The organism is Verrucomicrobiia bacterium (assembly GCA_035574275.1).
GTDB lineage: Bacteria > Zixibacteria > MSB-5A5 > DSPP01 > DSPP01 > DSPP01.
In genome coordinates this window covers 99,484-113,414 of sequence record DATLYY010000022.1, presented here as the reverse complement: position 1 = coordinate 113,414, position 13,931 = coordinate 99,484, and the positions used below count along the sequence as shown (strand labels likewise).

12 protein-coding genes are annotated in these 13,931 nt (G+C 55.2%); 3 read left to right on the top strand and 9 right to left on the bottom strand.

The annotated features are described in order from the left end of the window. Positions 1-155: 155 nt before the first annotated feature. The 9 genes from VNL73_04150 to VNL73_04110 form a co-directional block, all read right to left on the bottom strand. The gene (locus VNL73_04150; protein HXF48606.1) at positions 156-1,898 is read right to left on the bottom strand and encodes a peptidylprolyl isomerase; all 1,743 of its coding nucleotides are present in this window, start codon (positions 1,896-1,898) and stop codon (positions 156-158) included. Positions 1,899-1,928: 30 nt separating this feature from the next. Further along, positions 1,929-2,873 carry a PorV/PorQ family protein gene (locus VNL73_04145; protein ID HXF48605.1) on the bottom strand — a complete coding sequence of 315 codons (945 nt, stop codon included), beginning with the start codon at positions 2,871-2,873 and terminating at the stop codon, positions 1,929-1,931. A gap of 85 nt (positions 2,874-2,958) precedes the next feature. Next, positions 2,959-3,468 (bottom strand): heavy-metal-associated domain-containing protein, encoded by a 510-nt coding sequence (locus tag VNL73_04140; protein ID HXF48604.1) that lies wholly within the window; start codon positions 3,466-3,468, stop codon positions 2,959-2,961. 125 nt (positions 3,469-3,593) lie between these two features. Then, positions 3,594-4,145, bottom strand: a complete 552-nt coding sequence (locus VNL73_04135; protein ID HXF48603.1) for a TlpA disulfide reductase family protein — start codon at positions 4,143-4,145, stop codon at positions 3,594-3,596. 120 nt (positions 4,146-4,265) lie between these two features. Continuing rightward, positions 4,266-4,835: a thioredoxin fold domain-containing protein gene (locus tag VNL73_04130; GenBank protein ID HXF48602.1), complete on the bottom strand. Its 570-nt coding sequence runs from the start codon at positions 4,833-4,835 to the stop codon at positions 4,266-4,268. An 86-nt stretch (positions 4,836-4,921) separates the two neighbouring features. Further along, on the bottom strand, positions 4,922-5,110 hold the full coding sequence (locus tag VNL73_04125) for a hypothetical protein (GenBank protein ID HXF48601.1): 189 nt from the start codon (positions 5,108-5,110) through the stop codon (positions 4,922-4,924). Beyond that, positions 5,107-8,556 carry a DNA polymerase III subunit alpha gene (locus VNL73_04120; GenBank protein HXF48600.1) on the bottom strand — a complete coding sequence of 1,150 codons (3,450 nt, stop codon included), beginning with the start codon at positions 8,554-8,556 and terminating at the stop codon, positions 5,107-5,109. The genes VNL73_04125 and VNL73_04120 overlap by 4 nt, the downstream gene beginning before the upstream one ends. Further along, entirely contained in the window at positions 8,553-9,002 is a 450-nt protein-coding gene (locus VNL73_04115; GenBank protein HXF48599.1) for a GNAT family N-acetyltransferase, read from the bottom strand. The genes VNL73_04120 and VNL73_04115 overlap by 4 nt, the downstream gene beginning before the upstream one ends. Continuing rightward, complete coding sequence (locus VNL73_04110; GenBank protein HXF48598.1) at positions 8,989-9,684, bottom strand: rhomboid family intramembrane serine protease; 696 nt, start codon at positions 9,682-9,684, stop codon at positions 8,989-8,991. The genes VNL73_04115 and VNL73_04110 overlap by 14 nt, the downstream gene beginning before the upstream one ends. A gap of 130 nt (positions 9,685-9,814) precedes the next feature. Here VNL73_04110 and bstA point away from each other — a divergent pair, with 130 nt between their 5' ends. The 3 genes from bstA (at position 9,815) to VNL73_04095 (ending at position 13,828) form a co-directional block, all read left to right on the top strand. Next, positions 9,815-10,339, top strand: coding sequence for a bacillithiol transferase BstA (bstA, locus tag VNL73_04105; GenBank protein ID HXF48597.1), 525 nt, complete (start codon positions 9,815-9,817; stop codon positions 10,337-10,339). A 105-nt stretch (positions 10,340-10,444) separates the two neighbouring features. Beyond that, positions 10,445-11,866, top strand: coding sequence for a Glu/Leu/Phe/Val dehydrogenase (locus tag VNL73_04100; protein HXF48596.1), 1,422 nt, complete (start codon positions 10,445-10,447; stop codon positions 11,864-11,866). 129 nt (positions 11,867-11,995) lie between these two features. Further along, a complete protein-coding gene (locus tag VNL73_04095) occupies positions 11,996-13,828 on the top strand; it encodes a peptidylprolyl isomerase (protein ID HXF48595.1) in 1,833 nt (610 codons plus the stop codon). Positions 13,829-13,931: the final 103 nt, after the last annotated feature.

Genomic DNA, 13,931 nt, shown 5'->3' with positions numbered 1-13,931 from the left:
CGCCAAGACGAGGCACAGGACGATGCCAGCCGTACGTTGGTGGAGATGCCAAATTGCAAGCGGGATCCAAAGCGAAGTCAGATGAACAAGCTTCCGCTTAATTTCCGCGGAGTAGGGAATTTCAGCCCGGCTGTCCGCTGAAGAACCCCCTCCGTTCAAGGCTGGCCGGAACTGCCCGTGCGGGGTGGATCGTACTTGATGCCTTTCAATACCCGTTCCCGGATCGAAATCCTATGGCCCTCGCGCAGGCTGGCCTCCCATCTTTGGCGATGCTCTTCCTGTTTGGATTTGCGGATAGCGGCGGTGATTTTTGGACGGGCCTCTTCCAAACTTAAATCCGGGCGGCGGGCCAAAACTCTGAGCAAATGATAGCCCCATTCGGTTTTAACCGGCCGACTGATCGTCCCCACAGTCAACGTTTCCGCCACTGCAAAAAAATCCTGCGGCATTGCCGGATAGGAAATGAAACCCAGATCAAAAGCCTCCTGCGCGATGTCCGAATCCCCCTTGAAATACTTTCTGGCCAAAAGGACAAAGTCGGCGCCGGCTTCCAGTTCATGAAAGGCGCGGTCGGCTTCCGCCCTGGTTTTAAATACCATTTGCTGAACGTGCACGGAGAGACTTTCGGCGGTCCTAAACTCCGATTTATGCGTCTGGTAATAGGTCTCCACCTCGTCCGGCGTCGGGTTGTATTCAATCCGCGATTCCTTCATCAAGCGGTCCATCTTTTCATTCAGAAAAAGCTGTTCCTTGCGGGCCAGGTAGGCCTCGGTCTCGTTGATTTTCATATCCGCCACCGCGCGGCGCATAAGAAACGGGGTTATCGCCTCCTTGAGCAATTCTATCTTGAAGTCTCGGTCCACGGCCCGGGGGGCAATGGGGCGGGCCATGACCAGTTGGGAACCGAAGCGGTCGGACCAGACCGTGTCCCCGGGACGGGAAACCACGGCCCAGATTTTTTGGGCCTGCAGCGCGGAATCACTCATCTCCAGGACTTTTTCGTTGAACCGGACGCCGGCCGCCTGCTGCAGGCTGTCCAGGAAAACAAAGCTGCGCCGGATCATTTTTTCGTTCAAAAGCTGCTTGTGGATTTCCTGCCACAGCGAATCGTGCAGCGGTGCGGTTTCCTTCTCCTGTCGGTGCGTCACTTTGATGAGATGATAACCGAAGCGGGTTTTCACCGGCGGCGAAACACTTCCCACCTCCTGGCTGAAGACGACGGAATCAAACTCCGGCACCATTTGGCCGGGGGAAAACCGCCCCAAATCCCCGCCCTTAACACCGGAGACCATATCCTGCGACCAGTGACGCGCCAGCGAATCAAACGAAAAACCGGACCTGATCAGCCGATAAAGCGAATCGGCGATTACCCTGGCCTTGGGTTCCGAATCGGCCCACCAACCGGTCTCCTTCTGGCGGGCGGTAAGCAGCAGGGTGTCCTTGACCGGAGCAATCAGTATGTGGCTGGCCCTCGCCCATGCCAGCATCTGGTAATCCTGCGGTCTTTGCCGGTAACGCTCCGTCACCTCGCTGTCCGAAACGGAAACGACGGAAATAACTTCCCGGTTGAAAACTTCGCGCGTGGCCACCTGGGCCAGCATATAGTCGGCACGGCGCATGAATGCAGAATCCTGTTCCACTGGAATGGAGGGGGCTTTTATTTTAACCAAACGCTCGGTTATGATTTCGTTCAATGCCTCCCGTTTCAACTCGTCCGGCTTCGATTCGGGACGGGCAACGCGCAAACCGGCAAGCTTTTTTTGCACCTCTTCCACGGTTATGGGGTGCCCATCCACCTCCGCCACCACATCCCTCGGTTTCGGCGCGGCAAAAAGCCCAAACGGCAAAAGCCAGAACAAAATCCCCAAGCACCGGCATGTACCTAAAAAACTGCGCATTACCAACCTCCTTTGTTCACCCATAATTAGTTAAAAATCCGCCGAAAGCGAAACCCGGTAGCTGTTGTCCAGCGCCGGATGGGTCAGAAAAGCAAAATCAATCCTTAGGGGAGCGATCCACACACCGGCGCCGGCGGTAAAATCCCCCGCATCAAAACCGAAACGGGCAAAACCCTTCTGGCGATAGCCGATTTCCAGCCCGTAATGGTTGTCGGCCGAAATCGAACCCTGATAGTACTGGGCGGAGGCCTTGCGGCCTTCGAAGCGCAAATCGGTCGAAAAAGCCCCTAAAAAACTGAATTCCCGGTATGGATACACGTAGCTCGTTCCCAATTTCAATGTCGGCGTTATGGTCTCCTTGGTGCCCGTGTCGTAAGCCAGAAAGGTTCCCGTAAAATCAATCGCCGCCGCTCCCACCCACCAGTTCGTCTTAGGCTGCCACAGAAGGCCGGCGTCGGCCCCAAGCCCGAATGCGGAATTATCCGCAATCGCCCGGTAAATAATTTTTACACTCCCCCCCCAAAAAAGGTTCTCCCGGTAAGGACGTCCATACGTGGCGATGACGGCGTAATCCCCGTGCCCCTCCACTTTTGCCACATAGGGGCGGTTTCTGTCTCCTACCAAGGAATCGGGATTCGGCAATTCCGTAACCTTGATTCCCCCACCCCCCAATCGAACGCCCGAAAAAACCAGTCCGTAGTTTTCTTTTGGCAGCCCGAGGGCCAGATAGTCGTGGTTCAAAAGGGAGCCAAACGTCTCCGCGTGCATAAAAACCGCCTGGCGGGCGGAAAGCCGGGCGGCGCCGGCCGGATTCCACCAGCCGGAGGTGGCGTCATCGACCACCGCCACATAGGCCCCCCCCATTCCCAAGCCCCGAGCCCCCACGCCCAAACTCAAGAATTCACCGGCATATTTGGTGGCTTTGGCGATGGAAAAAGCCATAAACAAAAACATGGCTAAAACCGCTGCCTTCATTCCCTTAATCAATCTATTTGCCGGGGTTTTGCTGTCAATAAAAAAAGCGGAGCTTGCGCTCCGCTTTTTCAAACTCCCGTCCCGATTAAGTATCCGACCCGGTGGTTTTGGCCGATTTTTTGGCTTTGCAGCAGTCTTCGCTCTTGGAGGCTTTCCAGTTGGATGCCTTGGTGGAGGCCACCGTAAAACCGGCCGTTGTAACCGTTTGAACGATGCGCTCCTCGGAAAGCTGGTTCGCATTATAAACCACTTCCGCATTCTTGCGGGTGTAGCTGACTTTGGAGGCGCAAACCCCCTCCAGGTTGGAAAGAGCGGCTTGAATCTTTTTGCTGCAATCGCCGCAGTGCATTCCGGTGATCGACAGCTTGACCGCTTTTTCCACGCAGGCGGACGCATCGGTGTTGACGGCACCCGTCGCTTCGGCGGTTTTGGTCTCCTTCGGCTCGCAAGCCGCGGAGGCCTTTTCCACCTTTTCACCCGCGGCCGAAGCCGACGCGGTGGATTTGGCCTTGGAACAACAATTCGGGCCGGCGACCGCCCAGGCACTGAAACCCAGAACGACCAGACCAACCACCACTGCCAGAATCTTCTTCACGAACTCCTCCTTCCGGTTGCGTTTATCGTTTTCCCCTTCCGTCTCAATATAATCTTTCCCTGCCTCAGAACAAGCCCTTTTTGCCTTTTATAACCCCCGAAACCGGAAAGGTTCCGGGGAGATCCCTATAACAGGGGTTTCAGCTTTTCCTCAAAATACTCCTTGGGACGATACCCCAAAGTCTTGTCAACAACCTTACCCTCCCGGTCAATAAGAAAGGTGGTGGGATACCCCACCAGACCGCCGAATTCCGATTCCACCTCGGGGGTCCCCAAAAGGACGGTGTAATTAATCCGGTTATCTTCGACGAACGGAGGCACCACCTTCTGGCCGTCCTCGTCCATTGCGATGGCCAGAATTTCAAACCCTTTCCCCCGATTTTCTTCATAAAGTTCCTTCAAATGAGGCACCGCCTGACGGCAGGGGCCGCACCAAGTGGCCCAGAAATCGACCAGAACCACCTTCCCCTTATAATCGGCCAATGAAACCGTGTTGCCATCGATATCCGCCAAGGAAAAACCGACCGAACCCGAACCGTCCGCAGCGGTTTGGGGAGCGTTATTCACCGAACCGCCGGTGGTGGCTTCCTGCCGGTCCTCTTGCTTTCCGCAGGAGAAAATCGACATAGCCATGGTGAGCCCGGCAAGGCCGGCAATCAACAAGCGTTTTATCAACATCAGTTCTTTTTTAACCCCCCGTCCGGTTTGAAAGTTCCCAAAATTTAAACTACCGCTGCCTGCCAAACACGAGAGGGGGGTTGAGGGAAACTCGGTCTGGCGTGGTCGGCAACGGTAGTTTTAGTTTCCCTTCTTGGCGGCCAGTTCCTGTTCGTAATCCTCGAATTTCTTTGTCTGGTACGCCTTGCTGCTGATAAAAGTCAAAATGTTGACAAACTTTTCCTTTGGAACATACCCCGGAATATACGTCAATTTTTCCCCTTTGGCGGTTAAAAACCAAAGCGCCGGATACCCCTGAACCCCGAACACCTCCCGGGCCAGACTGGCATCCGTGTACTGCTTGCCGTCCTCCAGAGTGAAGCGGCGGCCGGATTCGGCGTTGGTTTTAACGGTCACGAAATGGCGGGAAAGGACGGTTTTGACGGCGCTGTCGGAATAGACATCCTTGTCCAGTTTTTTGCACCACCCGCACCAATTGGTGTAAAAGTCGATGAAAATGTTCTTGTTTTCCAGCTTCCCCTTTTTCAGTCCCTCTTCATAGCTGAGCCAGACAATTTCAGCCGGGGCGGATGCCTGCCCCTTTTTTGAAACGGAGCCTTTCCGGGAAACCCCGGCCCCCTCCTTTTGTTCCGGCCCGGAAGCGCCCAAAAACAAAACTCCGGCAAGCAATATCGTGGCGAAACGCACCATACCTCCTTTTATCATACCCTTAACCAACCGCACCGCTCCTACCGTTTGTTCCTGACATCCAAAATCGCTTCCACCCCTTGACTATTTTACACTGATGCGGTCGAAAAGTCACGAACTAATTTTTTTCCCTTTTCCACCGACCCCTTGCCCGCCTTAGGGTTATCATCGACTGCCCGGAGGAGAAAATTGAGTGCGATCGGCTCGGCCAGGGCACCATTGAGCCGCCATTCCCGGAGGGGCAAACCGATGCTTCCTTGCGGGCGGAAAAAGTTCACGGCTTTTTCCCCTGCCGCGGGCCTGAAAGTTCAACTTTTTCCGGAGCGACGAACTGGCGCAAGCTCTCCAAAAGCTCCCGTGAGAGCCGCACCCCCCCAAGACGGGAGCAGAAAAGAACGGTTTCTTCCGGAGAGACCAGCCGGATGTTCAATAAGCCGGGCCAACTTCCAAATTCAAGAAGCGGCAAGGCCTTGTCCAAAAGCGGCCGTTCGGCTACGTCGAAGGTCAACGTCAGCGCGAGGGGGGAGCGCAGGTAGGCCTCTTCTACGGAATAAACCTCCGAGGCGACCAGTTTGGGCTTTTCCCCCTCCTTGGTGGAAACCCGCCCGCGGGCAACCACAAGCTTCTCCGGATGAAGGGCGGCCCGGGATCTTTCGAAAACGTCGGAAAAAATTACCAGCTCGGTCCGCCCGGTGATGTCCTCGATGCCGGCAAACGCCATCCGCTTCCCTTTCTTGTCCAGCTTGGTTTTTATATCCCCTATCATCCCGGAAAGAACGACTTCCTCTCCGTCCCGAAAGCTTTCCAGATTGCCGATTTGCGTGGTGGAAAATAAATCCAATTCCCGGCGGTAGTTTTCCAGGGGATTGCCGGAAAAGTAGAATCCCAAAACCTCTTTTTCACGGGTCAGGCGCATTACAGGGGGCCATTTTTCTTCCGGCTCCAGCGCCGGCTCGCTTATACCGAGGTCGGAACGTCCCCCGAACAAGGAAGCTTGTCCGGCTGCGTCTGCCGCCTGTGCATCCGCACCCCAATCGATCGCCCGCTGAACGTTTTTGAAAAGGCGTGCCCGGTTGGAATCGAGCGAGTCGAAGGCCCCCGCCAGGACCAAACTTTCCACCATCCGGCGGTTCAAGGCGCCCGTATCCATTTTGCGGGCAAAATCAAAGATTGATTTAAATTCCCCCTTGGCTTGACGGGTGGTCACGAGCGTCTCGACGGTCCCCTCTCCCACGTTTTTGACGGCCGCCAAACCATAGCGGATTTTGCCATCCTCGACCGTAAATTTCGAAAAACTTCGGTTCACGTCGGGGGGCAGGACCTCTATACCGAGCCTTTGGCTTTCCAGAATCAGCAGGACCACCCGGTCGGTGTTCCCCATTTCGGAGGAAAGGGAGGCGGCCATAAAATAGACCGGCCAGTGGGCCTTTAGATAGCCGGTCTGATAGGCGAGATAGGCGTAGCCGACGGAATGGGCCTTGTTGAACCCGTAACGGCCGAAGGTGGCGATTTGTTCAAAAATCCGTTCCGCTTTCTGTTTGTCGATATGATGGGCCACGGCCCCCTGAATGAACTCCTCCTTCTCCCCCGCCATCAACTCGGCATCCTTTTTCCCCATCGCCTTGCGCAGAATGTCGGCCTTCCCCAGGGTATAACCGGCCAGTTCCTTGGCAATTTCCAAAACCTGCTCCTGGAAGACGATGACCCCGTAGGTCTCCTTTAAAATTTTCTCCAGCTTGGGATGTTCGTACTGAACCTTTTTTCCCTTTTTGCGGTCGATGTACTCATCCACCATGTAAGCATCCAGCGGGCCGGGGCGGTACAAGGCGTTCATCGCCGCCAGATCGGAGAGGGAATCCGGTTTTAGCTTACGCAAATAGTCCCGCATTCCGGCCGACTCAAACTGGAATAGGCCGGTGGTTTCGCCGGAGGCGAAAAGCTCAAAGGTTTTGGCGTCGTCCAGCGGGATTTTATCGATGTCGATTGCAATCCCCTCCCGTTCCTTCACGAAGCGGACGGTATCCTCAATGACGGTCAGCGTCCGCAGCCCCAGGAAATCCATTTTCAAAAGGCCGATCTCTTCAATTCCCTTCATATCGAACTGGGTCACCGTTTCATCCCGGTTGGTGCGGTATAGCGGGACGTAGTCCGTCAACTTGGAAGGGGCAATGACCACGCCGGCGGCATGAACCGAGGCGTGGCGGGAAAGTCCTTCCAAAGTTTTGGAATATTCCATCAATTGGGCAATTTTGGGATCCGAAGCTGTCAATCGTTTCAAATCCGGCTGCATCTCCATTGCCCGCTCCAAGGTCATTTCAGTGTCAAATGGAATCAGTTTGGCAATCCGGTCGACTTCCGAATAGGGCAGGGACATCACCCGGCCGACGTCCCGCACCACCGCCCGTGCCGCCATCGTCCCGAAAGTGATAATCTGGCAGACGTTCTCTTCACCATATTTGTCAATGACATATTGGATAATCCTGTCCCGGTCGCGATCGGAAAAGTCGATATCGATATCCGGCATCGAAATCCGCTCCGGATTCAAAAAGCGCTCGAATAGAAGTCCGTATTTCATTGGGTCGATTCGGGTTATTCCGATACAATAGGCCACAAGGCTTCCCCCGACTGAACCCCGTCCCGGGCCTACGGGAAAGTTGTTGCGCAGGGCGTAATCGACAAAATCCCGTACGATTAAAAAGTAGCCGGAATACCCCATTTCGCGGATGACTTTCAGTTCATATTCCAACCGCTCCTTTACTTCCGGAGTAACCGGATGATAGCGCTCCTCCATTCCCTTGCGGGCCAGGTGTTCCAGAAATTGGTCGGCTGAATTGAAGCCGGAGGGCAGGGGAAAGCGGGGAAGGTGCAGTTTCCCCAGTTCCAGTTCGAGGTTGCAGACCTCGGCGATCCGCAGCGTGTTTTCAATCGATTCCGGCGCCCAGCCGAAAAGCTCTTTCATTTCCCGGTCGGATTTGAAGTATACCTGGTCGGTTTCGTATTTCAGCCGGTCCGTGTCGGTCAGAACCTTGCCGGTCTGGATGCACAAAAGAGCGTCGTGGGCGGCGGCATCCACCCGCCGCAGGTAATGGCAGTCGTTGGTGGCGACCAGACCAAACCCCAGTTCCTGCCCGATTTTGGCCAGTTCCCCTCGAATCCGGTCCTCTTCGGAAATGCCGTGATCTTGGAGTTCAACAAAGAAGTTTTCCCTGCCAAAAATGTCGGCGTACTCGTTGGCCACTTCCCGCGCCTTTTTGAAATCGCTGTTGCGCAATTGGGCCGGCAGTTCGCCGTTCAAGCAGGATGAAAGGCAGACCAGCCCTTCCGAATGGGCCCGCAGCAACTCCTTGTCCACCCGGGGACGGTGATAGAACCCTTCCAAATACCCGGCGCTGGAGAGTTTGACCAGGTTGCGGTAGCCCGCGAGGTTTTTGGCCAAGAGAATCAAATGATACCCGGCGTCCGGGAATCCCCGCAGCGGCTCTTTTTTATGCCGGCTTTCCGGCGCCACGTACGCCTCGCAGCCGATAATCGGCTTGATGCCGTGCTTTTTGGCCGACTTGTAAAATTCGATGGCGCCGAAAAGATTGCCGTGGTCGGTCAACGCCAAAGCCGGCATTCCGTATTCCTTGGCCTTGGCCATCAAGTCGTCGATCTTTATCGCCCCATCTAAAAGCGAATATGTGGTGTGGTTGTGCAGGTGAACAAAATCGGCCAAATGCTTCATTTTTTTCCATCCGATGGGTTGGCGTTTTTCCGCAACACCATCGCCGCAATCCCCGGCCGGCAGGTGAAATGGCAGAAATTTTCCAGCTTGTTTTTTATGGAAGCCGGCATCTTTTCAGACTCGGTAAAGCCGAAAAGGCGAAAATAATCCCGCAGGTTGGTGGTTATCCAGATTTCGTCGGGCGCTTTTTCAATCAAGGCTTCCACCATCATTTTTCCATATCCCATCTTGCGGCGGTCAGGACGCACACCGACGCTCCCCAGCTCGACGGCATCCGAGTAGGGTTTCAACCGGCCGAAAGCGACGATTTGCCCCCCATCCTCGATGACTAAAAACTGCTCCGGCGAAAGCTGCTCATAATCCAAATCGAACTCCCCGATCATCCGGACGATGTGCGGCATATCGTTTATGGTGGCGTTCCGCAAAGTAATCTCACCGGTAATCATAATGAACCGCTCTTCGTTTCATACCCCCCAAGAGGGGAAACAGAAGAAATCCGGCGACGAACCCCCCCACGTGGGCAAACCAGGCGGTACCCGAGGTGGCGGCCACGGTAAAGCTCGCCCCGGCGTTTAAAAGCTGTATGACGAACCATAATCCTAAGACAATCAACGCCGGTATGCGCACAACCTGAACAAAAAAACCAAGAAAAATAAGCGTGTAAACCCGGGCACGCGGGAAGCGCAAAAGATACCCCCCTAAAACGCCGGCGATGGCGCCGGAAGCCCCCACCAAGGGAACTTTCGAGTTCGGAAAAAGATAGGTGAAACTTAACGCGGCGACTACGCCGGAAAGCAAATAAAACAGGATGAAGCGGACGTGCCCCAACTGGTCTTCCACATTGTCCCCGAAAATCCAAAGGTAGAGCATATTACCGGCCAGATGGAAAAACCCGCCGTGCATGAACATCGAGGAAAAGACATTGCTGAATGGCGGCACGTCCATCCCGGGGGTCAGTTCTACTTGATGGGTAAATTCGTAGGGAACCAAACCCCATTTCCAAATGGTGGGCTCGAACCCCGCCACATTCAGCTTTTCCCAGAAGAAAATCAGGGTGTTTACAACGATTAAAAGCACCGTGAGAACGGGCATTCGGGAAGAGGGTATGTCATCTTTCAACGGAAACATAAAAGTATAATAACCGAGACCGTTTAATTGTCAACCAAATCGGCCAAAATCATCAATTGCCATTGTTTCTCTCACCCATTATTTTGTTTGATTGAATCTGCATGTATATTCAAAATATGGGAGAAACGACATGACCGACCCGCGCTACCCCATAGGCCCGTTCAAATTTGAAGGAAACGTTAGCGAAACAGTCCATCAACTTTGGATTGAACAGATAGCGGCCGCACCGGCGCTTTTGCGCAAGGCGGTGGCGGGGCTTTCCGAAAAGCAGCTCGACACGCCGTACCGGGATGGCGGCTGGACCGTCCGGCAGGTGGTGCACCACGTCCCGGACAGCCACCTGAACGCCTATACCCGCTTCAAGCTCACGCTCACGGAAGAGGAACCGACCATCAAGCCGTATAATGAAGCGCGCTGGGCGGAACTGGCGGACACGAAGAAAACCCCGATTGAGGTTTCCTTGAATCTTTTGGATTCCCTGCACATCCGCTGGGTTTCGCTTTTAAGGTCGCTTAAACCGGAGGACTTCAACCGCACCTTGCGTCATCCGGAAAGCGGGATTATGACGCTGGAAAAGCTTTTGGCCCTCTACGCCTGGCACGGCCGCCACCATACGGCGCACATCACCTCGTTTCGGGAACGGCAGGGCTGGTAGTCAATAAACTTGATGACTCCCTTGACTTTTTCCTTGAGGAGTGCAAACTTCCCGCCGTGAATTCCGCGACCCGCATACTAAAAACCGAATATCCCGGAGGATACCGTGACAACCGCGTCAGGCCAGCGCTCCTTTTTTGAAAACGTCAACTTCTATTTCGACAAGGCCGCCGCCTTTACCGGCCATCCCAAGGGGCTTTTGGAGCAAATCAAGGCCTGCAACAGCATTTACGCCTTCCAGTTCCCCATTCGAACCCAAAACGGCTATGAGGTCATCTCCGGCTGGCGGGTGGAACACAGTCACCACAAGCTGCCGGTCAAAGGGGGCATCCGTTATTCGGAGGAGGTGAACGAGGACGAGGTCAAGGCGCTGGCGGCGTTGATGACCTACAAATGCGCCATTGTGGACGTTCCGTTCGGCGGGGCCAAGGGGGCGGTCAAAATCGACCCCAAGAAATACACGCTCGCCGAACTGGAGCAGATCACCCGCCGCTACACGGCCGAGCTGATAAAGAAAAATTTCATCGGGCCGGGAGTGGACGTGCCGGCGCCCGATTACGGAACGGGGCCAAGGGAAATGGCCTGGATTGTCGATACCTATGCCGCCTTCAACCCGGGGCAACTGGATGCCTTTGCCTGCGTCACCGGGAAACCGGTAACCCAGGGAGGGGTCCGCGGACGGACGGAAGCCACCGGGCGGGGGGTGTTCTACGGCCTGCGGGAGGTCTGCAATCACGAAGAGGAAATGAATAAGCTGGGACTTTCCAGAGGATTGGAGGGAAAAACGGTCGTCGTTCAGGGATTAGGTAACGTCGGCTACCACGTTGCCAAGTTCTGCCAGGAAGGGGGCTGCCGCATTATCGCGCTGGCTGAATACGAGGGAGCTATCCACAGTCCCCAGGGCTTGGACGTGGAGGCGGTCGTTAAACACCGGCGGGAAACCGGCGGCGTTTTGAATTTTCCGGGGGCGAAAAACGTCACCCCCTCGGCCTTGGCTTTGGAGTTGGAGTGCGACATCCTCGTTCCCGCCGCGCTGGAGAACCAGATAACGGAAGCCAACGCCCCAAAAATCAAGGCCAAAATCATAGCCGAAGGGGCCAACGGCCCCACCACGGCGGCGGCCGAGGAGGTTTTGTTGAAAAAGGGTATTTTGGTCCTTCCGGACATGTACTTGAACGCCGGCGGGGTTACCGTTTCGTATTTTGAGTGGTTGAAAAACCTTTCGCACGTGCGCTTCGGGCGGATGGGAAAACGGTTTGAGGAAAGGGCTTTTGACAGTTTGTTGGGCGCCATCGAGAAAACCACGGGCAAAAAGTTCACGGAGGCGGAGCGCCGGATTGTCGCCAAGGGGGCCGACGAGATTGATTTGGTCAACTCCGGTCTGGAGGAAACCATGATCGGGGCTTACAACCAGATTCTGGATGTCTGGAGGGGAAACCCCAAAATTCCCGATTTGCGCACGGCCGCCTTTGTTTCCTCCATCAATAAAATTGCCACCTCCTATATGGAATTGGGGGTCTTCCCGTAGCGCTCAAGGGCCGTGCGGACCGTCCGCGCGGTTGCAAAATAGAGTTTTTTTCATATCTTTTACTTCAAGCAGGAGCCGCGGCCGGCGGCCCTGCTTGATTGTTTAGGTGTAAAAAGAAAAGGAGTAAAAATGCTGAAAACCATGCGCAAAAACACCAAGATTGTCCTTTGGATTGTCATCGCCGCCTTTCTCGGCACCATCGTTTTCGCCTGGGGGATGCAGTACACGGCCTCCCAACAGATGAAAAATTACGTGGCCAAGGTCAACGGCGAAAAAATCACCGCCGACGAGTATCTCTTCTACTTTGACCGGCTGGCCAAGCAATGGGAGGCCCAGAATCCCCAAACCGAGATGTCCGAGGACCAGCGGGCCAAACTGCACTACGACGCCTGGCGGGAATTATTGCGAAACGTTTTGATGCGGCAACAGGTCGAACGATACGGCCTCGGAGTAACCGACGGGGAAATCGTGGAGTTTCTGCAGAAATACTACTACGCCGTCCCCGAACTGATGCAGCTGGAGGTTTTTCAAACGAACGGGCAATTCGATTACAACAAGTATCTGGCCATCATGAACTCCAAAGACCCGGCGGCGGGCCCCTTCTGGGCGCAAATCGAGGCGATGGTGCGCCCCAAAATTTTGGAGTTCAAGCTCTCCAACTCCGTTTTTTCCACCGCCCGGGTTTCCAACCAAGACATCGTCAACCGGTACAAGGAGTACAACGAATACTACAAGGTCAAAATCCTTCAGGTGCGAACGGAGCAGTTCCGGTCGCAGATTCAGACGCCGGACGAGGAACTGACGGCGGCATACAACAAGAACAGGGAAAAATACCGCCAGCCGGAGCGGGCGCACGTGCTCTTTGTCCGCTTTCCCAAAACCTCGGCCCAGGAGGATGAACGCCGGGCGGAAGACGAGGCGCTGCGCCTCCGGCTGCAGGCCCAGAAGGCCCTGGACACAACCGCCTTTGCCGCGCTGGCCCGTCAGTATTCGGAGGACCCCACAGCGGGAAAAAACGGCGGGGACTTGGGCTGGTTCGTCCGCGGACAGATGGTTCCCGCTTTTGACTCGGCCGTCTTTGCCCTAAAACCGGGGGAGCTTTCCCAGCCCGTGCGGACCGATTTCGGCTGGCATGTCATCAAACTCTGGGGCAAAAGAAAGCAAAAGGGCCAGGAACAGGTGCACGCCAGCCATATTCTGGTGAACATCAAACCCAACCTGGAAGGGGCCGAGGCGATGAAAACGATGGCCGACAATTTTGCCCGCCGGGCCGCCGGTGAGGGATTTGAAAAAACGGCCGCCGAAATGCAGCTGGTCATCGACTCCTCCAATATCTTCACCCGGGATGCCTCCATCACAGGCATCGGTTTTTTCACGGAGATAAACCAGTTCGTCTTTTCCAACGAACCGGGCGCCGTATCCCCGGCGTACAACGTCCCGGGCGCGTACGTGGTGGTGAAGGTGCAAAAGCGGCTGGCCGCGGGCATTCCCAAGTTCGAAGAGGTGAGGAACATGGTCCGCGCGGACCTGCTCCGCCGGAAAACGATGGAATTGGCCCGGCAGAAAGCGGACAAAATCTGGCAGTTATTGCAAAAGGGCACGCCCATTGAAAAAGCCGCCGCCCAATTTGGAGACACGGTGGGCACCGAGCATATTTGGGGGTGGGGCGCTTGGGTTCCGGGCATGGGAGATGCGCCCGCCTTTTTGGGAGCCGTCATCCGCGCCCACCAGCAAAAACAGCGGTTTATTCCTCCGGTTCCCACGGATTTGGGCTACGCCTTGGGGGAATTGGTGCAATATCTCCCCTATGATGCGGCCCGTTTTGCCGCCGCCAAGGATTCGACGACCCAATCCCTCTATCAAAAACGCCGCACGGACGCTTTGAATGCCTGGCTGGCGCAATTGCAAAGGGATGCGGACATCGAGGATTACCGGATGGAAGTCTTGGGGGCAAATTTCTAAGCCAAACAACTTAGAAAAAGCGCCCGTACGGGCGCTTTTTTTATTTCATAGATATCTCTTGACTACCTACTTTTCCGCTTCATCTTACCACTAAGGAAAGGGA

Bases quoted from the DNA above. Each gene is read 5' to 3' on its own strand.
- bstA (HXF48597.1), top strand. From the start codon at position 9,815: ATGACCGACCCGCGCTACCCCATAGGCCCGTTCAAATTTGAAGGAAAC.
- VNL73_04145 (HXF48605.1), bottom strand. From the start codon at position 2,873: ATGAAGGCAGCGGTTTTAGCCATGTTTTTGTTTATGGCTTTTTCCATC.
- VNL73_04095 (HXF48595.1), top strand. From the start codon at position 11,996: ATGCTGAAAACCATGCGCAAAAACACCAAGATTGTCCTTTGGATTGTC.
- VNL73_04115 (HXF48599.1), bottom strand. From the start codon at position 9,002: ATGATTACCGGTGAGATTACTTTGCGGAACGCCACCATAAACGATATG.
- VNL73_04120 (HXF48600.1), bottom strand. From the start codon at position 8,556: ATGAAGCATTTGGCCGATTTTGTTCACCTGCACAACCACACCACATAT.
- VNL73_04130 (HXF48602.1), bottom strand. From the start codon at position 4,835: ATGGTGCGTTTCGCCACGATATTGCTTGCCGGAGTTTTGTTTTTGGGC.
- VNL73_04150 (HXF48606.1), bottom strand. From the start codon at position 1,898: ATGCGCAGTTTTTTAGGTACATGCCGGTGCTTGGGGATTTTGTTCTGG.
- VNL73_04135 (HXF48603.1), bottom strand. From the start codon at position 4,145: ATGTTGATAAAACGCTTGTTGATTGCCGGCCTTGCCGGGCTCACCATG.
- VNL73_04110 (HXF48598.1), bottom strand. From the start codon at position 9,684: ATGTTTCCGTTGAAAGATGACATACCCTCTTCCCGAATGCCCGTTCTC.